The 20086-nt window shown below is 38.7% G+C and carries 17 protein-coding genes and 4 pseudogenes; 5 read left to right on the top strand and 16 right to left on the bottom strand.

Annotation, left to right across the window (positions count from 1 at the left end; genetic code table 11):
* Window positions 1–240: 240 nt before the first annotated feature.
* From ACFIKN_RS00800 to ACFIKN_RS00835, 8 genes are all read right to left on the bottom strand, one after another.
* Window positions 241–1494 carry a class I SAM-dependent RNA methyltransferase gene (locus ACFIKN_RS00800; protein WP_375657756.1) on the bottom strand — a complete coding sequence of 418 codons (1254 nt, stop codon included), beginning with the start codon at window positions 1492–1494 and terminating at the stop codon, window positions 241–243.
* Complete coding sequence (locus tag ACFIKN_RS00805; RefSeq protein WP_375657757.1) at window positions 1491–2234, bottom strand: TlyA family RNA methyltransferase; 744 nt, start codon at window positions 2232–2234, stop codon at window positions 1491–1493. Before ACFIKN_RS00805 ends, ACFIKN_RS00800 begins: the two co-directional genes overlap by 4 nt.
* A 16-nt stretch (window positions 2235–2250) precedes the next feature.
* Window positions 2251–4158 (bottom strand): 1-deoxy-D-xylulose-5-phosphate synthase, encoded by a 1908-nt coding sequence (dxs, locus tag ACFIKN_RS00810; RefSeq protein ID WP_273791348.1) that lies wholly within the window; start codon window positions 4156–4158, stop codon window positions 2251–2253.
* A 236-nt stretch (window positions 4159–4394) separates the two neighbouring features.
* On the bottom strand, window positions 4395–4649 hold the full coding sequence (locus ACFIKN_RS00815) for an exodeoxyribonuclease VII small subunit (RefSeq protein ID WP_273791347.1): 255 nt from the start codon (window positions 4647–4649) through the stop codon (window positions 4395–4397).
* A 7-nt stretch (window positions 4650–4656) separates the two neighbouring features.
* Complete coding sequence (gene ribB / locus ACFIKN_RS00820; RefSeq protein WP_375641951.1) at window positions 4657–5760, bottom strand: 3,4-dihydroxy-2-butanone-4-phosphate synthase; 1104 nt, start codon at window positions 5758–5760, stop codon at window positions 4657–4659.
* A gap of 15 nt (window positions 5761–5775) precedes the next feature.
* Window positions 5776–6864, bottom strand: a complete 1089-nt coding sequence (gene aroC / locus ACFIKN_RS00825) for a chorismate synthase (RefSeq protein ID WP_375622315.1) — start codon at window positions 6862–6864, stop codon at window positions 5776–5778.
* A gap of 146 nt (window positions 6865–7010) precedes the next feature.
* On the bottom strand, window positions 7011–7829 hold the full coding sequence (fabI, locus tag ACFIKN_RS00830; protein ID WP_273791344.1) for an enoyl-ACP reductase FabI: 819 nt from the start codon (window positions 7827–7829) through the stop codon (window positions 7011–7013).
* 127 nt (window positions 7830–7956) lie between these two features.
* Window positions 7957–8859, bottom strand: coding sequence for a J domain-containing protein (locus ACFIKN_RS00835; RefSeq protein WP_273791343.1), 903 nt, complete (start codon window positions 8857–8859; stop codon window positions 7957–7959).
* 324 nt (window positions 8860–9183) lie between these two features.
* Here ACFIKN_RS00835 and pdxH point away from each other — a divergent pair, with 324 nt between their 5' ends.
* Window positions 9184–9807 carry a pyridoxamine 5'-phosphate oxidase gene (gene pdxH, locus ACFIKN_RS00840; protein WP_375628318.1) on the top strand — a complete coding sequence of 208 codons (624 nt, stop codon included), beginning with the start codon at window positions 9184–9186 and terminating at the stop codon, window positions 9805–9807.
* Window positions 9808–10044: 237 nt separating this feature from the next.
* On the opposite strand, the gene ubiA is transcribed toward pdxH, so the two are convergent.
* On the bottom strand, window positions 10045–11049 hold the full coding sequence (gene ubiA, locus ACFIKN_RS00845) for a 4-hydroxybenzoate octaprenyltransferase (protein WP_375657758.1): 1005 nt from the start codon (window positions 11047–11049) through the stop codon (window positions 10045–10047).
* Between the two features lie 90 nt (window positions 11050–11139).
* Here ubiA and purD point away from each other — a divergent pair, with 90 nt between their 5' ends.
* The gene (gene purD, locus ACFIKN_RS00850) at window positions 11140–12423 is read left to right on the top strand and encodes a phosphoribosylamine--glycine ligase (protein WP_375631379.1); all 1284 of its coding nucleotides are present in this window, start codon (window positions 11140–11142) and stop codon (window positions 12421–12423) included.
* A 1073-nt stretch (window positions 12424–13496) separates the two neighbouring features.
* Here purD and ACFIKN_RS00855 read toward each other — a convergent pair.
* The 3 genes from ACFIKN_RS00855 to ACFIKN_RS00865 form a co-directional block, all read right to left on the bottom strand.
* A complete protein-coding gene (locus tag ACFIKN_RS00855; RefSeq protein ID WP_012754813.1) occupies window positions 13497–14024 on the bottom strand; it encodes a DUF6101 family protein in 528 nt (175 codons plus the stop codon).
* 144 nt (window positions 14025–14168) lie between these two features.
* Window positions 14169–15578: an FAD-binding oxidoreductase gene (locus tag ACFIKN_RS00860; protein WP_375657759.1), complete on the bottom strand. Its 1410-nt coding sequence runs from the start codon at window positions 15576–15578 to the stop codon at window positions 14169–14171.
* A 2-nt stretch (window positions 15579–15580) separates the two neighbouring features.
* Window positions 15581–16543: an L-threonylcarbamoyladenylate synthase gene (locus ACFIKN_RS00865; protein ID WP_273791338.1), complete on the bottom strand. Its 963-nt coding sequence runs from the start codon at window positions 16541–16543 to the stop codon at window positions 15581–15583.
* Between the two features lie 281 nt (window positions 16544–16824).
* Here ACFIKN_RS00865 and ACFIKN_RS00870 point away from each other — a divergent pair, with 281 nt between their 5' ends.
* Both ACFIKN_RS00870 and ACFIKN_RS00875 read left to right on the top strand, forming a co-directional pair.
* Entirely contained in the window at window positions 16825–17106 is a 282-nt protein-coding gene (locus tag ACFIKN_RS00870; RefSeq protein WP_273791337.1) for a type II toxin-antitoxin system RelB/DinJ family antitoxin, read from the top strand.
* Window positions 17107–17113: 7 nt separating this feature from the next.
* Complete coding sequence (locus ACFIKN_RS00875) at window positions 17114–17395, top strand: type II toxin-antitoxin system YafQ family toxin (RefSeq protein ID WP_273791336.1); 282 nt, start codon at window positions 17114–17116, stop codon at window positions 17393–17395.
* Between the two features lie 60 nt (window positions 17396–17455).
* Here ACFIKN_RS00875 and ACFIKN_RS00880 read toward each other — a convergent pair.
* From ACFIKN_RS00880 to ACFIKN_RS00895, 4 genes and pseudogenes are all read right to left on the bottom strand, one after another.
* A pseudogene (locus ACFIKN_RS00880) lies at window positions 17456–17673 on the bottom strand (hypothetical protein).
* 146 nt (window positions 17674–17819) lie between these two features.
* Window positions 17820–18021, bottom strand: a pseudogene (locus tag ACFIKN_RS00885) (hypothetical protein).
* A 66-nt stretch (window positions 18022–18087) separates the two neighbouring features.
* Window positions 18088–18375 (bottom strand): annotated as a pseudogene (locus ACFIKN_RS00890) (glycoside hydrolase family protein); the annotation flags it as partial.
* Window positions 18376–19482: 1107 nt separating this feature from the next.
* Window positions 19483–19749: a tail fiber domain-containing protein gene (locus ACFIKN_RS00895; protein WP_375657762.1), complete on the bottom strand. Its 267-nt coding sequence runs from the start codon at window positions 19747–19749 to the stop codon at window positions 19483–19485.
* 201 nt (window positions 19750–19950) lie between these two features.
* Here ACFIKN_RS00895 and ACFIKN_RS00900 point away from each other — a divergent pair.
* Window positions 19951–20086: pseudogene (locus tag ACFIKN_RS00900) on the top strand (integrase); the annotation flags it as partial.

The following is a 20086-nucleotide window of genomic DNA, read 5'->3' on the forward strand; positions in this document are numbered from 1 at the left end:
AAACATTGGGAGATGGCAAATATAACGATGGAACAGGCTTATTCAGACACATATTCTTCGTAATCCATTCGTCTTTTTTGTGGTTTTTTTGTGTGGGGTAACTTGTCTTTTATATTTCATAATAAAAAAGCACTTTCTACATTCAGTGCTCTTAGATCAACGAGAAAAAGGTTATTATTATAGATAAATTTTGGAGAGATTTTATAATAATACTCAGGTAAACTTTTAAAAAAAATTAGGCTAAAGTTTCCAACCTTTCTTTTTTTTCTTTTTGCTCAAAACAGCAACAATTTCGACATGTGGTGACCATAAAAATTGATCGATCGGTATGATTTTTTCTACTGTATACCCCCCTGCAACAAGAAGAGATAAATCACGAGCAAATGTAGTAGGATTACAAGAAATTGCCACAACACGTGATACTGTTGTCTTCGCTAATTCACGTACTTGTTGCTCTGCACCAGCACGGGGAGGATCAAAAACAACACTCTCAAAACATTCAAGTTCCTTTACAGAAAGGGGATGTCGGAAAAGATCACGTTTTTCACAAGTGACCGTTTTTAAACCAGTCGCAAAACGTGCTGCTGTATTTAGATTTCTTAATGCATCTTCATTATTTTCTACTGCATGAACACTCATCTTTTTTGCCATACGCAAGGTAAATGTTCCTACCCCTGAAAACAAATCAACAGCATTCTTTGCTTTTTTTAAATGAGTCAAAATAATATTGCCCATTATATTTTCCGCTTCACAAGTTGCTTGCAGAAAACCACCAGAAGGAAATTCAACACGGACATCTCCAAAGTAAATCTCTGGTTTTTCTCGTTCAACCAAAATTTCACCGTCAACAGATAAACGTATAATCCCATATGAAAGAGCAGCACTGATCATTTTCTGACGAAGTGATTCATGGTGTATAATGCAACCGCTTAAAGCAACATCTAAACCATTTTCAACACATGTTATCGTAACATGAAACCGTTTGGCAGAGTTCTTTAGAAAAGCACAGAGCTCTCTGATATTATGCAACTGAGAAATAAGCTCTGGACGGCTTACTGGGCATTCCTCAAGAGCTACAATCTCATGAGAGAGATAACGGTTAAAACCAACTTTTTGCCCCTGTGGGGTCATGGATGCTGTTAGAGTAATCCGCCGTCGGCTATAAGGTTTACATTCTATTAAAGGCGCAACAACATTATTAAGTCCATACTTTTTAAGCGCCTCAACAACCAATTGTTGTTTCCATACGCGATAAGCATCCATATGCCAATGCTGAAGAGTACACCCTCCACATTCTCCAAAATGCTGACAAAGAGTATCAATGCGTTCTGATGATTTTTCTTTTAATGCTATATATGTTGCATATTTTCCATGAACAGTAATTTCAGCACACTCTCCTGGTAAAGTAAAAGGAACAGAAACGAAGCCGTGAGACGTCTTAGCAATACCATAACCATTTGCTCCGATATGATCGATTATGACATTGTCATTCACTCTTGTTTTTCTCCGAATAGTAAATATTCCACGTTGCCATCACCACCTGTAATAGGGGAAGAAATTAAACCTTTTGCACTCCACCCTGTTTGTGTATTTAACCAAACAAAAAGTGCCTCAGAAGTTTCTTTAGCACTTGATGGACTTAATATTCCTCCCTTACTAAAATGTTTACGACCAACCTCAAACTGAGGCTTTACCAGTAAAACAGCTTGGGCACCCTTCTTGGCTAAAGACAACACGGGAGGCAATGCAAGTTTGAGCGAAATAAAGCTAACATCTGAAACGATAAGATCAATTTCTCGCCCACCTAAATGTTCCTGTTTAAAATCTCTGACATTCAAGCCTTCTAATAACGTTATAGCACTGTTGCCCAATAAACGTTTATCAAATTGATGATGCCCAACATCAACGGCAATAACATGATCTGCTCCACGCTCTAAGAGAACTTGCGTAAAACCACCTGTTGATGCACCAACATCAATGGCTGTCACTTTATCTGTTATAATTGGAAATGCATCAAGTGCAGCAATCAATTTTAACGCTGCCCGAGAAACATAATTCTGCGCTGGATCACAAACGGTAATCTCTGCATCATCAAAAACGATTTGCCCAGCTTTAAAAACGATTTCTCCGTTAACTTTAACAGTTTGGCGCATAACAGCATCACGTGCGCGTGAACGTGTCTTAAAAAAGTTTTTTTCAACTAAAAGAATATCGAGTCTTTTTCTGGCAGCCATCTCATACTCGAATTTTCTATCCTGTTCGAATCTCGCGGTCCAAAGCTGTAAAAACCGTGTTGACAATGCCCATAGCATCAAGCCCGATACGTGAAAGAACTTTTTCTGGTGAGCCGTGATTCAAATATTCATCTGGAAGTTGTAGTGTACGAACTTTCAAACCATGCTCTAAGAGCCCTTCTTGCGCTAAAAATTGTAATATGTGCGCTCCAAATCCACCGATTGCCCCTTCTTCAATTGTCACCAATACCTCATGCTCACGTGCCAAACGACGCATCAAATCCTTATCTAAAGGTTTTGCAAACCGTGCATCTGCAACCGTTGTAGATAACCCTTCAACCTCCAACGCATCAGCAGCTTGCAACACTTCTGACATCCGCGTTCCAAAACAAACCAAAGCGATCTTATTCCCTTCACGCAGAACGCGCCCTTTTCCAATTTCTAATAACTCACCACGTTGCGGTAAATCTATACCAATCCCCTCACCACGCGGATAACGAAAAGAAATTGGTCCCTGATCATAAGCTGCAGCTGTACGCACCATATGCATCAATTCAAGCTCATCAGAAGGTGCCATAACAACAAACTCAGGAAGAGTGGACAAAAAAACAATATCAAAACTTCCAGCATGTGTTGCGCCATCTGCCCCCACAAAACCTGCTCGGTCAATAGCAAAACGTACCGGTAATTTTTGAATTGATACATCATGAATAATTTGATCATAAGCACGCTGTAAAAAAGTAGAATAAATTGCAACAAAAGGCTTATACCCTTCACAAGCAAGTCCTGCCGCAAAAGTTACGGCATGTTGCTCAGCGATACCAACATCAAACATTTTTTCAGGAAATTTTTTCGCAAAAGAATCAAGACCTGTCCCTGTTGGCATCGCTGCTGTTATGCCAACAATCTTATCATCATGGTGAGCTTCTTCTATTAAAGCTTTAGAAAATACCTTGGTATAGGGTAGAATATTACTTGATGCTTTAACCTGTTTTCCTGTCGTGACATCAAAACGATTAACACCATGATATTTATCAGACGAGGCCTCTGCAGGTGGATATCCCTTTCCCTTATGGGTTACAACATGCACCAAAACAGGACCATTAGGATATTCACGAACATTTTTAAAAACAGGCAATAAATGCCCCAAATTGTGCCCATCTATGGGTCCAACATAATAAAAGCCAAGCTCATCAAATAAAGTTCCCCCAACCAAAAGTCCACGCGCAAATTCCTCTGAACGACGGGCCTTATCCAAAAAAAACTTTGGCAATTTTTCGCTCAACATCTTTACGCGTTCACGCAAATGACGATAAGAAGGACGAGACACTAATCGTGCAAGATGTGCACTCATAGCACCTGTAGGTGGTGCTATAGACATATCGTTATCATTAAGAACAACAATCAAGCGCGCATTCAAAACACCAGCGTTGTTCATTGCTTCATATGCCATACCCGCAGACATTGCACCATCACCAATGACAGTTATGATATTGCGTCTTGTCTCTGCTTTCAAAGCACTTGCCACCGCCATGCCAAGCCCCGCTGAAATAGAAGTAGATGAATGCCCCGCTCCAAATGGATCATACACACTTTCTGAACGTTTTGTAAAACCAGATAATCCGCCCTCTTGACGTAATGTGCGAATTTTTTCTCTACGCCCCGTTAAAATCTTGTGTGGATAGGTTTGATGACCAACATCCCAAATAATCCTATCCTCTGGTGTATTAAAAATATAATGTAATGCAACAGTGAGCTCAACAACACCAAGTCCCGCCCCAAGATGACCACCTGTTACAGAAACCGCATCAATTGTTGCTGTCCGCAACTCATCAACCAACTGTACCAAATCAGACTCATGCAATGCCCGCAAATCTTGCGGAAAACAAACACGGTCAAGCAATGGTGTTAGGACCTGAGACAAAAAAAATCCTTTCTATTATCTTAACTCAAGAAAACGCAACGAAATACATCTTCTCTACTCTTATTTACAGTTTTGCATCTTTTTTTACTGAAAAATGCTCTTTTCTATTGAGATGAACTATAATTTCCTCATTTTTAAATTATTATATAAAAAAGAAATCAATAAATTTTTCTGTTTATAAACTAAGGTTATTGCATTTCTTAAGTCCCACAATAAATATCCAAAAAGATTTAATATTATTTAGCATCAAGTGGTTCTACTCCTTCTGGAGAACCTTCTTCTGAAAACTGGATTTTTTCAACTTTAGCTTCAGCAACTCTTAAGAGTTTTTCACAATGCTTTTTAAGCGCTTCACCGCGTTCATAAATATCAATGGATTGTTCCAAAGGCACATCGCCACGTTCCAAATTTTCGACAATAACTTCAAGTTGCTTAAGCGCTTGCTCGAAACTTAAGGTCGTAATATCTCCCTCTTGTATCTCTTTTTTCATATGAACCTCAAAAAATATCTGTTCTGGATATACGAATTCCAAAACCTTCCAAACCTACATAATGGCGCTCTTTAGAAGCATAAACAATAACAGAGCCTATTCCTAAATATTTTAAAATTTGTGATCCTAAACCAATTTTGCGCCATTCTTCTTCGCGTTCAATCGCCTGCACATGGTTTTCTGAACTGTCTCTTGCCATGTTTTGAATATCAATAGTTGATTGTATAACAGATCCTTCACGCAAATAAATAAATACGCCACGTTTTTCTTTTTCCATCATACGCCGCATCATCACCATAATATCTGAAGTTTGACAAAAAACGTCATTTATAATGTTTTCATGATGTAAATACACAGGAATATCCTCCCCCTCACGGACATCACCAAAAACAATTGCAATATGCTGAACGGCTTCCCAAGGGAGTTGATAACTTTGAATAATAGCGGGACCTACAAATGTTTCAATAGGCATTTCTCCAACATTTTTGATCAATATTTCCTTACGTTGGCGGTAAGCAATTAAATCTGCAACCGTTATAATATGCAACCGATGTTCTTGCGCAAATTTCATAATCTGATCGCCATGTTTAACGCTTCCATCATCATTAACTAACTCACCGATAACACCAACCGGCGGCAAATTAGCTAATTTACATAAATCAACAGCCGCCTCTGTGTGACCTGAACGCATGAGCACCCCCCCTTCATGCGCAATCAAAGGAAAAACATGCCCTGGACGAACAAAATCATCCGCACTTGCATTTGAATTCGCAAGATTACGTACAGCTAATGTACGGTCATGTGCTGAGATCCCTGTTGTTATGCCGTGTTTAAAATCAACAGTAACCGTAAATTGTGTCCCATGTGCAGAATTATTATCTGGTACCATAGGAGAAAGATTAAACCGTTTTGCTTCTTTTTTTGGCATAGGTGTGCACACAATACCTGTTGTGTGACGAAGAATAAACGCCATCTTTTCTTCTGTACAATGCGCTGCAGCAACAGTTAAATCACCTTCATTTTCACGGTCATCATCATCTGTTACCACAACAATTTCACCGCGTTCAAAAGCTTTAAGTGCAGAAACAATTTTTTTTTCATCATACGCCATTGTTCACCTTTTCAATCACCCAACTTGACCGCGATGTCTTAGATAATGGTCAGCAATAGCACAAGCAACCATCGCTTCACCAACAGGAACGGCACGGATCCCAACACATGGATCATGACGCCCCTTTGTTATAACGTCTATATCATGACCATCAACATCAATAGAGCGACGAGGTGTTAAAATTGATGAAGTAGGCTTTACAGCAAAACGTGCAACAATTGGCTGTCCACTCGATATTCCCCCTAAAATACCTCCCGCATGATTTGATAAAAAAAGCGGTTTTCCATCATTTCCCATTCGCATTTCATCGGCATTTTCTTCTCCCCTCAAGCGGGCTGCCGCAAAACCATCACCAATTTCCACACCTTTTACCGCATTAATCGACATAAGTAACGAGGCAATATCTTGATCAAGCTTTGCGTAAATAGGGGCTCCTAAACCTGCCGGAACATTTTCTGCAACGATCTCAACAACCGCTCCAACAGATGTTCCCTCTTTACGGAGTTCACTGATATAATCACTAAAAATGTGAACCATCTCTGCATCAGCTGTAAAAAAAGGATTATTATTAACCTCTGACCAATCCCAACGATCACGATTAATATTATGAGGACCAATTGCTATCACTGCTCCTCGTACAATCAAACCAGGAACGATTTTACGAGCAAATGCACCAGCTGCAACACGTGCTGCCGTCTCCCGTGCCGAAGCACGTCCCCCGCCTCGAAAATCACGAATGCCATATTTAATATCATAAGTATAATCCGCATGTCCTGGACGATACTGATGGGCAATCGAGCTATAATCCTTCGAACGCTGATCTGTGTTTCGAATCAACAGAGAAATTGGTGTACCTGTTGTCACCAATGTCGTCCCATCGTCTTGAACAACAACTCCTGAAAGGACCTCTACTTTATCTGGTTCTCGGCGCTGCGTTGTATATTTTGATTGTCCTGGTTTGCGTTTATCAAGATAAGCTTGAACTTCTGCAAGAGTAAAAATAATTCCAGGTGGACAACCATCAATGACACAACCAAGAGCAGCACCATGACTTTCACCCCATGTTGTTACACGAAACAAATGACCAAATGTATTATGCGACATGAAAAAGATCCGTTTCTCTGTCAAATATTACAACGACAACGCATGTTGTATGCTATACACAAGGTAGCTCTTTGCGCTCAAATACTCTTAGCCACTTTAAATTTGGTCAAATTACTGCTGTCCAATAAAATCCTATAAACCAAACTTTATTCTTTAACGACAGAAATGTCTGGTGCATCAACGGCTTTCATACCTATGATATTATAACCCGAATCGACATGATGGACTTCACCAGTAACAGAACGAGACAAATCTGAAAGAAAATAAAGCGCAGAATCACCAACCTCTTCAATTGTTACCGTACGACGTAATGGAGCATTATATTCATTCCATTTTAAAATATAACGAAAATCACCAATACCAGAAGCTGCTAACGTTTTAATGGGTCCAGCAGATATAGCATTAACACGAATATTTTGAGGACCTAAATCTACCGCTAAATATTTCACGCTCGCTTCAAGAGCCGCTTTAGCAACCCCCATTACATTATAATTTGGAACAACCTTTTCTGCTCCATAATAGGTCAGTGTCAAGATTGAACCACCATCTGGCATCAATTTTTCTGCACGCTTCGTTAGAGCCGTTAGGGAATAAACGGAAATATTCATGGTCATCATAAAATTTGATTCGCTGATATCAATATAACGACCACTTAATTCATCTTTATCAGAAAAACCAATAGCATGAACTAAAAAATCGAGTTTTCCCCATTTCTTCTCTATTTCTTTAAAGACCGTATCAATAGAGACACTGTCAGAAACATCACAATGTCCACAAACAAACCCCTTTAATTCTTCAGCCAAAGGCTCAACACGCTTTTTCATTGCTTCACCCTGATAGGTAAAAGCAAGCTCTGCCCCTGCGCTACTTGCCGCTTTAGCGATTCCCCAAGCGATGGAGCGATTATTGGCCAACCCCAAAATTAAACCACGCTTACCGTACAATAAACCATTACCCTTAGCCATCAGCACTGCCCCATTGTTACTTAAAATTAATATTATTCATCTGCCTATGACACAGGTCAACTTTTTCTTCAAGCAATTGGTTTAAAATCAAACAAAAACTACGCTTTTATATATAAAAATTTTAAAATTAATCTTGTTGCATTTGCAAAAACTGTTCTAGCGCGGCATTTTCACCTTCCGGCAACATAATGCGAACATGCACATAAAGATCATCTCTTGTACCATTTTTTAAACGAAGCCCTTTCCCTTTCAACCGTAAAACGCGATCAGAACTTGACCACGCAGGAATCGTTAAAACCACACGTCCCTCCAACGTCTCAACTTCTTCTTTTGCTCCCAAAACAGCATGTTTAAGAGAAACTGGTAAATCAAGATGAAGTGCTCTTCCTTCAACCCGAAAACGAGGATGTTTTTGAATCTGAATGGTTATCAACGCATCTCCTGCTTGCCCAAGAGCTACCTCTTCTCCCTGACCTTTTAAACGAATAACCTGTCCGTCTTCAATATAATATGGAAGTTTAATTTTTAACTTTTTTCCATTTGGAAAAACAGCTTCCACCTTTTCTGCGCCAACCATCTGCTCTAGTGTTATGGCAAGATTAGCACGAACATGTGCTCCTTGTTGGGGACGGTTATAGTGTGTGGAATTCGAAAAGCTACCTCCTCCTCCAAACAGATCCCGAAAAATATCACTCGCATCAAAACCTGCACCACCTGAAGAGGAAAAATCAAATCCCTTTGCTCTTCCTGAAAAGGGATTTTGTTTATTGCTAAAATTTTCACCAGTACCATAGGCTTGATAAAGCGGTTTTCCTTCCATATCAATTTCACCGCGGTCAAATTGTGCCTTTTTATCTTTATCACCTATAATTTCATAAGCTTGATTAATTTCAGCAAATTTTTCTTTAGCCTTTGCATCATCTCTATTATGATCTGGATGATACTTCTTTGCTAATCTTCTAAATGCCGATTTAATCTCTTGCGATTTTGCGGTACGTGCCACACCTAGAATCGTGTAGGGATCACGCATATTGCCCTCTTTTCAATTTCTTCGTTTTCAAAATATCAACTGATACGTTGTTAATACCCTTTATAGCTTCATCAATCTATTCTAGAGAATAATTTCTTCTTTTCTCTTTATATGTCTATCAATAAACTAAAATACCAGATAAAATGAGACATTTATTTAATATAGCTCATTGTAGTCTATGCTAAAGTAAAAATAATTAAACTACCATAGAAATACACGATAGCATTGGCTTTTTGAAAATGAGAAAAAATGGTACTGTGACTTTTTGATGATAAAGTAAATGAGAAAATGCCTCACCCATGCTCACTGATATTTGGAGAAGCTATGAGCAAAAAAATACCAACAGATGATCATTTTATGCAAATGCAAAAACCTTTTGAACTTTTCGCAAAGTGGCTTGAAGAAGCAACGATAAGTGAAATAAATGATCCGAATGCTATGGCATTAGCAACAGTTGACGAAACAGGACTCCCTAATGTTCGTATGGTTCTCCTCAAAGACTACAGTCCCCAAGGCTTTGTCTTCTATACCAATTATGAAAGCTGTAAAGGACAAGAAATTTTAAAATCAATGAAAGCATCCTTAGGTTTTCATTGGAAATCGCTCCGTCGTCAGGTAAGAATTAGAGGAATTGTTGAAAAAGTAAGTCAACAGGAAGCCGATGCCTATTTCCAATCACGACCACGTGGTAGTCGAATTGGTGCATGGGCATCTAAACAATCTCAACCTTTAGACAATCGTTTTGTGCTCGAAAAAGCAATTGCTCAATATACTGCGCGTTATGCTCTAGGTAATATTCCACGACCACCTTATTGGTCTGGGTTTCGTGTTAAACCCCTTTCTATAGAGTTCTGGTGTGATCGCCCATTTCGTTTACATGATCGTCTGCTTTTTACACGCGATTGTGTTGAACACAGCGATTGGAAAAGACAAAAACTTTATCCCTAATCCTTCAAATTTCATCGTTATGAAGATTTTTTCTTCCCAACAGTTAAACAAATATTTTTTATTTGAAAAATTCTAAAAGAAGATGATTTATTTTATTTAAATAGAAGAATTTCATTTCCACTGTAACAGTTGATTAGTAATATTTTCTACTGTATCGCTTAAAAATAGATTAGCAACAAGCTTATTTTAAAAAACATACTGTATTCAGTAGAAACTATGATTTTAGCTAACTTATTTTTAGACCGCAGGATAAAATATCGTCCATATACCCCCACATACTAAACCAGCAAAAATCACAAAACCAATAAGCGAATTAGATTTGAAAAGCCTGAGGCATTGTGAACTGTCATCTATATCAATGACTTTAATTTGAATAAACATATGGATGCTTGCCACAAAAATCCCCAAAAAACTAAGAAAAGGGACTCCAGCTAAATAAAATGCTAGACTAATGAACATCACAAAACCACCATACAAAAATACTAAAGCACGCTTGGTTGCTTTACCAAAGAGAAGAGCCGTAGAACGGACACCAACAGTAACGTCATCTTCTTTATCTTGATGTGCGTAGATTGTATCATATCCTATGGTCCACAAAATTGATCCCACATAAAGCAAGATTGGTGCCCAGCTTAAACTTCCAAAGACAACAGCCCACCCCATTAATGCCCCCCAATTAAACGCAACGCCTAAAAAAAACTGCGGCCAATATGTTACGCGTTTCATAAAAGGATAAAATGCAACAGCTATCAATGACGAAATACCTAGAAAAAAACTAAACCTATTAAATTGTGATAAAACAACTAAACCAACCAAACATTGCACAAGTATAAAAACTCTTGCTTGAAACCGACTCACATGACCTGTCGGCAATGGGCGAGAACGTGTCCTTTCTACCTGAGCATCAATTTTATGGTCAATAAGATCATTCCAAGTACATCCTGCCCCTCGCATAGCAATAGATCCCAGAAAAAAAAGAAAAAGATACCAAACCCAATGAAGAAACATTGATAAAAGAGTATCGTAATGCATTTTATAAGAGAAAAAAGCCATTGTTGTTGACCAAAAACAAGGCCACATCAACAATTGCCATCCAATAGGCCGATCCCAACGCGCCAATTGCGCATAAAACCATAAAGAACAGGGAAGGAAATTGTAGACCCATTGTTTGGAAGATGCATCCATAACCCGTCCTTGGCTATCATAGGACTGAACATGCGCGATATTTTTATTTTTTTTCATCAAATGATTTACCTTTGGTCTTGCGATAGAGACATTTCATTCTTATGAGAAGGGGATGAGATTAATCATCTTTTATGAGAGGAGCAAGCAATGAATATTCTTCTTATTGGCTCAGGTGGACGAGAACACGCTTTAGCATGGAAAATAGCAGCATCACCACTGCTAACAAAGTTATACTGTGCTCCTGGAAATCCTGCAACAACAGAATTTGGTGAAAATATTAATTTAAACATTGATGACCATTCCCTTGTTATTGATTTTTGTAAAGCACGTTCTATTGATCTTGTAATTGTAGGACCAGAAGCACCATTGGTTGCGGGTATAACAGACTCTCTTAATAGCGCTAACATCTGTGTATTTGGTCCTACTCAAAAAGCTGCTCAACTAGAAGGTTCAAAAGCTTTTACAAAAGATTTATGTCGTAAGAATAACATTCCTACAGGAAGTTACCAATGCTTTAATGATGCCTCTAAAGCTAAAGCTTACATTCAGCAACAAGATGTTCCCATTGTTATTAAAGCTGATGGCTTAGCAGCTGGCAAAGGTGTTGTGGTTGCAACAACTATGGAAGAAGCATTTAACGCAGTTGATGCCTGCTTCAAAAGTACATTTGGAGATGCAGGAAACAAAATTGTTGTAGAATCTTTTCTTGAAGGTGAAGAAGCAAGCTTCTTCTGCCTTTGTGATGGTAAAGTTGCTCTTCCTTTTGGATCTGCTCAAGATCATAAACGTGTAGGTGATGGGGATATTGGAGCAAACACCGGTGGTATGGGTGCTTATTCACCAGCGCCCATCATGACCAAAGAAATAGTGAATCGTACTCTCAAAGAAATTGTTGAACCAGCTTTAAAAAGCATGAAAGAAATGGGCGCTCCCTTTAAAGGTATTCTCTTCGTCGGATTAATGATAACGCAAAAAGGACCCGAATTAATTGAATTTAACGTACGATTCGGTGATCCTGAATGTCAAGTTTTAATGATGCGCCTCAAAGATGACATTTTGCCAATTTTTCTTGCTGCTGCTCAAGGAAAACTTGAAAATAAGCCTCTTCGGTGGTCTGAAAAAGCTGCTCTCACCGTTGTTATGGCTGCTAATGGTTATCCAGACTCTCCCCAAAAAGGTACTGTTATCCGTAACGTTGATCAAGTAAACTCTCTTCCCGATGTGAAAGTTTTTCAAGCTGGTACAGTGTTGCGTGATGGAGAACTCATTGCAAATGGTGGACGTGTTCTCAATATAACTGCAACAGGAAAAACGATTACGCATGCACAAAAACGTGCCTATGAAGCTGTTGATTGTATTGATTGGCCAGAAGGTTTTGTTCGTCGTGATATCGGATGGAGAGCCGTTGCGCGAGAAAATAAAATCCTTTGAATATTCTTTTTTACGATTTTATTATTTTATATAAGAGCATGACACACAAATTTTCTCACTGTTTTACGTTGACCATAATTTTGAAAAAATGAGTGTGCTTTCCTTTGAACAATCAAATATTATAAATAGAATATCTACTCATGATAAAATAGGAAAATTTTTTGAATCTGAAAATGTAATATAAAATGATCATTTTACTGTTACTTTAAACGTATTTTCTCATCATTTTTATAAACACTTTCTTTCTTATAAAGTCCTGAAGAAAAACATATATACTATCATTTCTTTTATCTATCGCGTTTTTAATGAAATTCCGCTTTTACAAAAAATAAAATGCCCAAAAAAGATAGTTATATTATTCACATACAAATTCTTAAACAATACCTCTCATGCTCATCACTCCCATTTTACGACACTACCTGCAAATAGTATAAATCCACTCTTCCATCTTTCTGGAATAAAAATAAAAACCGATACCATCTTTGTATTTTCCAACTCTCAATATTACGATAACCCTTTCTATCTAAATGATTTTGATTATAAGAGAGAGAGATGAAATAAGAATATTCTGCAATATTCAAAGCTCTCATTCAACATGGAGAAATTATTTATAAAAAAATTCAAAAACACTTCCAGCAATCTGCTGGTGTTTTTATGATGTGGCAAAAACCCAAAATTATACCGCCAAAAAAAACAGTTTCTATTGTTATGAAAACCGTTTTTACCTCTCCGAAAAAAGCGTTTTACATAATCGATTCCTGCTGCCAATGTATGGTGTCAAAAAACTCTCATTTACAATCATTGACTTCCTCTTTTTGTTTTCAAGAACCAAAAGTCACACCAAATCCCGTCTGTAAAGGTCTGGATTCTCATTGAGCGGGTTCCTCTTGCTTCCCACTCCTATGCTGCACTTACACAAATACCTACAAGCAAACTTAAGAATATTTGCCATATCTCCTAAAACACTTCATGTGTGAAGTTTACATGCCTTATATTACCGCTCCAAACAACGATGTTTTACAGCACAACAAGATAAATGCTGACGGTAGTACAAAAATAAATGCATGTTAATATTACTGGAGTGCAATTCGATTCGCAATCACCAAACGCAAGCCTAACGGATTGCTATAACGAAGTAAAAAACGCTTTTGTTTAGAATGTGCTGTTGTACCAAAAAATCGATGTAAATCAGAACGATCTTTTACAACCAGAATGCGATTATCTTCATTGATCATAAGCATGGGAAGGCCATAAGTATCCGCCCATAACCGCCAATCCAGAAGAACATTATTCAAATCTCTGGAAACCAAAAGCGGTATACAAGCTTCCTCATCGGCATGAAGTAATTCTAATGCAACAGCTCTTTCTCCTGAACGCGTTTTTACGGTACGTGCTGCAATTCCTTGGAAATGATAAGGGGGTATTAAATGCGATAAACTTGAAGGCATATCCGTTTTAAAAGAAACACCACGCTCATTTAACGAACAAATAACCTGATTACCCGTTTTGGATGAAAAATATGTCGTCGTTTGTGGCAAATGGCACGGATCTAACCGAAATTCAAGCACCGCTTTTGCCTGATTAAAGCATTGATTAGCCATATACATTATCCCAATTTATCTTAAATAACATACACCCTTTAGCAGCTTTTTCTCATTGGATTATTAAAAGTTTGAATAAAAAACAACTGGTTTCTTTTTTGGTTATTAAAATCTAAACAAAAATACATGATAACCATTCTTGAATTATAATACTTTTCCAGGATTCATTATCCCTAAAGGATCGAGCGTTTTTTTAATCCCTTGCATAATATCCAATGCGACAGGCGATTTAAAAGAACGAAGTTCTTCGCGCTTAAGCTGACCAATTCCATGCTCAGCAGAAAATGCACCTCTATAGTCCACCACTAAACTATGAATGCGATGATTCATTGTTGACCATAACTGCAAGAACACTGTCGTATCAGCTCCTACAGGTTGTGTAATATTATAATGTAAATTTCCATCGCCCATGTGTCCAAAACAAATCACCCGTGCTCCTGGAGCAATATCTTCTACAATAAGCGCTGCCTCAGCAATAAAATCAGGAATAGAAGCAAGTGGGATTGCAATATCATGCTTAATGGACCCTCCTGCTAACTTTTGTGCTGATGATATACTTTCTCGTAATTGCCAAAAAAAATCTTGCTGTTTTAAAGATTGCGCAACAACTGCATCTTCTATCACCGCATTCTTTAAAGCTTCTTCTAAAATAGTACTCAATACCGATAATGCCTCATCATTGCCTTGCAACGATGAAATGTTCATTAATACATACCATTCATGTTTCCGCTGAAGAGGAGGCTTCTCACACACCTTATAATCTAAAGCCATTTGCAAACTGAGATTTCCCATGAGCTCAAAACCTGTCAACATCCCTCCTCCATATTCTTGAGCCAGAGATAAAAACTCTAAAGCCTTCGCCGGACTATATAATCCCACCAAAGCAACAGCTTTTCCTTTTATTTTTGGAAACATCTTCAAAACGGCTGCGGTTATAACTCCCAATGTGCCTTCTGCACCAATAAAAAGATCTTTTAAATCGTAACCGCTATTGTCTTTTTTAACAAAACGCAAATCATCTAAAATACGCCCATCCGGTAAAACAACTTCTAAACCAAGACAAAGATCACGCATATTGCCATAAGCTAAAACAGCTGTCCCTCCAGCATTCGACGAAAGATTGCCTCCTACTTGGCAAGAACCTTCAGATGCCAAAGAAAGAGGGAAAAAACGACCTGATTCATCCACTTTTTTCTGTAAATCCTGTAAAATAACACCAGCCTCTACAACAACAAAATTTCCCTCAAGATTTATAGCTCTAATCTTATTTAATCGCTCCATGGATAAAAGAACGCTCCCTCCTCTTTCATCTGGTTGTTGTCCCCCCACAAGCCCTGTATTTCCACCCTGTGGCACAATCGGTGTGCGCGTTTTGCTCGCTAACTGCATAATCGATGAGATCTCTGCGCAAGAAGATGGACGTAAAAGTAAAGGTGTTTTTCCATGAAAAAGCCCACGCTCTTCAAGCAAATACGGCGCAATCAACGCTTGATCTGTTATAGCATGCTTAGCACCAACAATTTCCCTAAACCCCTCAATTAATTCCTGCTCCATGTTCATTTCTCCTTTGGAGCTGCAGCCCGTATAAGACGATCATTGATAGCCTCCCCTAATCCGTATGATGGAATAGGTTCTACTGCGATACATCTCACTTTAAATGAATCTAATTCCTTCATATATTGAAATAAATGAGAGGCTGCCTCTTCCAACTTTCCATCTTCGCTAAGGTTTAAAATAGAAACGGCATTTTCAGCCCCCATAACACGCTTTGAACCAAATGCTAAAAGCGCTTCACCATTTTCCACCTTTTCTACATTCAAACGAACCGTGGCATTGGGGGCATAATGCGATTTTAACATCCCAGGAGCTTCAATCGCCGCCCTTTGATCTATCCGTTTTAAAGACTTCCCCACAACTTCTTCAATTTTATCAGCCGTAAGCCCCCCTGGACGCAAAAGATAAATATTTTCACCACAAATTTTAATAATCGTTGATTCTAGCCCTATTTTAGCAGGTCCTCCGTCCAATATTAAAGGAACAGATTCCCCCAAAGATGCAAAAACAGCCTCAGCTGAAGTAGGGCTAAGACGCCCCGATTGATTCGCACTAGGAGCAGCAAGTGGACGGCCAAAATGTTGTACCACTTCCGCAAAACGACTGTCTGGAAAACGAACAGCCAAGGTATTCAAACCAGAGGTTGTTAAAGGATGGATATTATGCTGTTCCTTTAAAGGCAAAACCAATGTCAAAGGCCCTGGCCAAAATTCCTCCATTAATTGGCGTGAAAGAAAGTCAATTTCAACATAACGTTGTGCCATTTCGATGCCGCTGACATGCGCAATAAGAGGATTAATTTGCGGACGACCCTTTGTAGAATAAATAGAAGAAATTGCCCTCCCATTGGTTGCATCGCCCGCTAATCCATAAACAGTTTCCGTTGGTAACGCTACTAACTTCCCTTTTTCAAGAAGCGCTATTGCTTCTCTTATCGAAGCACTATCGAGTGGTAGAATCGTCATGATACATCATTTCTATAACACTCTTTTAGTGATATTATGCTCTTTTTTATTCATATATCACATTGATTTTATATAGTTTTTTTAAAAGTGCGAGGTTCATAAATAAAGGTTAGGGAATAGGATTTTCCAATATTCTTCTACAAAACATATCTTATTCTGCCAACTTTCTCTAATCATTTTTTGAATTTTGCTAAGTTCTCTTGTGAAAAGCTATTGTTGAAACTCTTGACATAAACTTAACGTGTAGTACATTGTACTACAATTGAATAGGAGGTTTAGCAATGGGAAAAATTCAAGCCCGCATACCTGATGAAGTTCAAGAAATTGCAAGTGCAGTTATTAAGTCTACGGGTTTAACTGTATCGGATGCAGTACGCATGTTTATGACCCGCATTGCTAGAGATCGAGCATTACCGCTTGATCTATTCCAACCAAATCCGGAAACATTACGAGCTATCGAGGATGCTGAAATGAGACGCATCGAACATACATCATTAGACGGCTTAAGGACCATGATACGGGAAGATAGAACCGAAATGCGTAAATCTGAAAAGCAAACCTAAGCTTGCTATGCGGGAAATTGTCTATACGCGTTCATTCCGGTGTGATCTTAAACATGAAAGCAAAGGTAGGTATGCTAATGCACTAGAGGAGAATTTACTGCTTGTGGTCAAAGCGTTAGCGGAGAATGAACCGCTAACGGCGCATTGGAGAGATCATGCACTAACATGTCAATGGCGCAATTGTCGTGATTGTCATATCAAGCCAGATTTAGTTGTGATCTATCGAAAGCCAGATACCAAAACACTAGAGCTCTTACGACTTGGTTTGCATTCTGAACTACGCTTATGATTGGATCTCCAATTCATAGTAAAAAGGATTTTTCGAAGTTTTGCTTGTATGACAGTTTTTCTAATTCTTTAAGAACCATTGTTTTAAATGTGCGAAGATGTTGTCTATTGCATCCATGAGGCGTGCAAAATCAAGGATAAGCAAAAAAAGAAAAAATGCTATCCACTTCATCAAGCGAGACATCATTTTCACGCTTTGATAGGTGATGATCATTTCTTGAAGCATTTCTTTTCTACTTCTGTAAGCTCTATGTGTTTTTTGGATTTTTTTCTAACCATGTTTCCACCCACACAAGCGTTCACCTAGATTATTGTGCTTTAAGATCTCTCTTACTAAATTGGAACTGATGGTGTTCAGATCTTGCCGGCTTAAATAAACAGGTAACCAACCAACACAAGAAGAAGCATATTTATTTGTCGCGCAATCAATCAAAGAGAGCAGCACGCACATCAGCAGCACTTTTTTGATTAACTTCACTTTCCACCTCCAGACGTATTGTGGCTGCTTTTAAAGCTTTTTCTGTTTGCTTTTGTTGTTCTGCTTTTTTTCCAAGAGTAAAGGCTCTTGCTAAAATCATAAAAAAAAGCGTCTAAAGCCGCACCTGTTAGCATCAGATTTCTTTTCATCCATAAGATTCATAGGCAGTGCTCCTGAAAACGTTTAGCAACAAAGAAAATGCCAGCATATGCGGCTCAAACCATAATGGCGGCTAAAGCCCATTGAACTAGACCATTGCCCGCTAAAAAACCGCCAAGACCTGAGAAAGAACCAATAATGGGTGCCAATGCTTCTGCTTTACCCCCCCGTTTCTACTGTTTGATAATTAGCAGAAGCACAAGCCCCTTTCGTCCATAGCCCTGCCTCTGATACACGCCGGAGTACAAGACCTTGTAAACGTTTGCCACTTGGCTTTGGTCCATTTTCTGCAATTCGGTTGGTACAGCTTCATAATCACCCCGATTAAGCCTTTTAAGCAATGTTCTATAGCCTTCTTGAGGGCTTAACGTGTTGCCTATGATTTTCATGGCAAGATCTGGATATTGTGTGAGTGCTTGCGCATCTTCATCGCTATACCCTTTAGAGCGTAAAAATTGCAAAGTTTGTTTATGTTGTGCGCGTTCCTTATTGCCCTGCCGCATAAGGATAGATGCATTTGAAAAACTTTCTTGTGGTGTCTTTCCTAACGCAAGCCCCGCAAAAAAATCCATTAAATGCTCGGAAAATTCTGATTTTCTAAAACGCTCCCATAAGCTACTTGGATTTGCTCCTGTCTGAACAAAGTTATCAAGTGACTTGATATAATCTGTTTTTTGTTCAAGATCACCACTTGCTTTTAAATGTTCCTCTTCTGGTAAGTGTGCATTCAAATGTTTTTCTTCTCCTATAGGTGCCTCAAAAAGCTTTTCCTCATCATTTCCAGAATCGTTTTTCAAAGAGTTTTCCGCTATAGATTTCTCATTAAGTTGAGCAATATAATCCATCACATCTTTTTGCTGTCGCCCAGCTTCATCCCCACTAGACTAATCAATGTTCGCAACAAGTGGAGATTGAGGAATCATTGATGCAACACCTCCCTGCTCTGAGAAGTCATGCTTTTGTTGCTCTGGCGCCTCTTGTATCTTAACAGTATCCTTTGAAACATCCGGCAATGGAGGCATTTGGCGCTTTAAATCATCTGTAGACATAATCAATTCTGCTGGCGTTTTTTTCCCAGCTTGTTCTGTCCCTGCTTGAGAACCACGAATAAGCTCTGTAGGACTCAATTTTTGTGGAGTATTATCCCCATTGCTCGCATCAAAAGGGTTTGTGCTAAAAGCAGCACGTTCTAAAAAACTTGGCTTGTATCGCCCTTCAAACGGTGTGCTTGGAGGCGTAGAAAGCTGTTCGAACNGCATCAAAAGGGTTTGTGCTAAAAGCAGCACGTTCTAAAAAACTTGGCTTGTATCGCCCTTCAAACGGTGTGCTTGGAGGCGTAGAAAGCTGTTCGAACAAATGCTTTGGCAATTGATACATACCCTGATATATCAAGGGACGCAAAAATTTTGGATCAAACAACTTTAAAAGAGAATTTGTGTTTTCTTGTTCCATCACTGCACCCTTTCCATCTCAAAGCCAAGCTTGCCATAATCCACATGCAAAAAGCCTGTCGCCTTATACAAGAAAACAGCTTCAGGTTTTGACTTCAAAACATCTTGCATCATCACCCCGCGATAGCGCCGCTCTGGATAGCCCTTGTAATTATACTCATAGAGTTTGTGTCCATCTCGCTGCCCTACTCGTACAATATTTTCTTTCGCTCTGATGTCGCTAAGCCCAGCAAAAGTACCAAGGATAGTTCCAACATTTCCAACAATCTCCCATGGTTTAGGTTTTGGCTACAACAAGATATTGATTTATAATGATAATTTACTGTTTTGTATGTTGAATGAGAGTCTCGAATAACGTAGGATTCTCTCATTTCAAATCTGTTTATCTTGAATCAATCAAAACCACTCATTTGCACATAACAAGTGGGATGAGTGTGTGGATAAAAACTGTATAAGAAAGGAGTAAAAATGGTTCTTATGAATCGTCTTAATGCAAGGGCTGTCGCAACACCCACGAGCTGGTAAATATAATGATGGTGCCGGCTTGTTACTTCATAAGCGTAAAGATGGAGGTGCTCAATGGATTTACCGTTTTACCATTCAT

The organism is Bartonella sp. CL436QHHD, from assembly GCF_042195105.1.
Taxonomy (GTDB): Bacteria; Pseudomonadota; Alphaproteobacteria; order Rhizobiales; family Rhizobiaceae; genus Bartonella.

Coding starts and splice junctions, on each gene's coding strand:
- ACFIKN_RS00805 (WP_375657757.1), bottom strand. CDS start 2,234: ATGGCTGCCAGAAAAAGACTCGATATTCTTTTAGTTGAAAAAAACTTT.
- ACFIKN_RS00815 (WP_273791347.1), bottom strand. CDS start 4,649: ATGAAAAAAGAGATACAAGAGGGAGATATTACGACCTTAAGTTTCGAG.
- ribB (WP_375641951.1), bottom strand. CDS start 5,760: ATGGCGTATGATGAAAAAAAAATTGTTTCTGCACTTAAAGCTTTTGAA.
- aroC (WP_375622315.1), bottom strand. CDS start 6,864: ATGTCGCATAATACATTTGGTCATTTGTTTCGTGTAACAACATGGGGT.
- fabI (WP_273791344.1), bottom strand. CDS start 7,829: ATGGCTAAGGGTAATGGTTTATTGTACGGTAAGCGTGGTTTAATTTTG.
- ACFIKN_RS00835 (WP_273791343.1), bottom strand. CDS start 8,859: ATGCGTGATCCCTACACGATTCTAGGTGTGGCACGTACCGCAAAATCG.
- pdxH (WP_375628318.1), top strand. CDS start 9,184: ATGAGCAAAAAAATACCAACAGATGATCATTTTATGCAAATGCAAAAA.
- ubiA (WP_375657758.1), bottom strand. CDS start 11,049: ATGAAAAAAAATAAAAATATCGCGCATGTTCAGTCCTATGATAGCCAA.
- purD (WP_375631379.1), top strand. CDS start 11,140: ATGAATATTCTTCTTATTGGCTCAGGTGGACGAGAACACGCTTTAGCA.
- ACFIKN_RS00855 (WP_012754813.1), bottom strand. CDS start 14,024: ATGGCTAATCAATGCTTTAATCAGGCAAAAGCGGTGCTTGAATTTCGG.
- ACFIKN_RS00860 (WP_375657759.1), bottom strand. CDS start 15,578: ATGGAGCAGGAATTAATTGAGGGGTTTAGGGAAATTGTTGGTGCTAAG.
- ACFIKN_RS00865 (WP_273791338.1), bottom strand. CDS start 16,543: ATGACGATTCTACCACTCGATAGTGCTTCGATAAGAGAAGCAATAGCG.
- ACFIKN_RS00870 (WP_273791337.1), top strand. CDS start 16,825: ATGGGAAAAATTCAAGCCCGCATACCTGATGAAGTTCAAGAAATTGCA.
- ACFIKN_RS00875 (WP_273791336.1), top strand. CDS start 17,114: ATGCGGGAAATTGTCTATACGCGTTCATTCCGGTGTGATCTTAAACAT.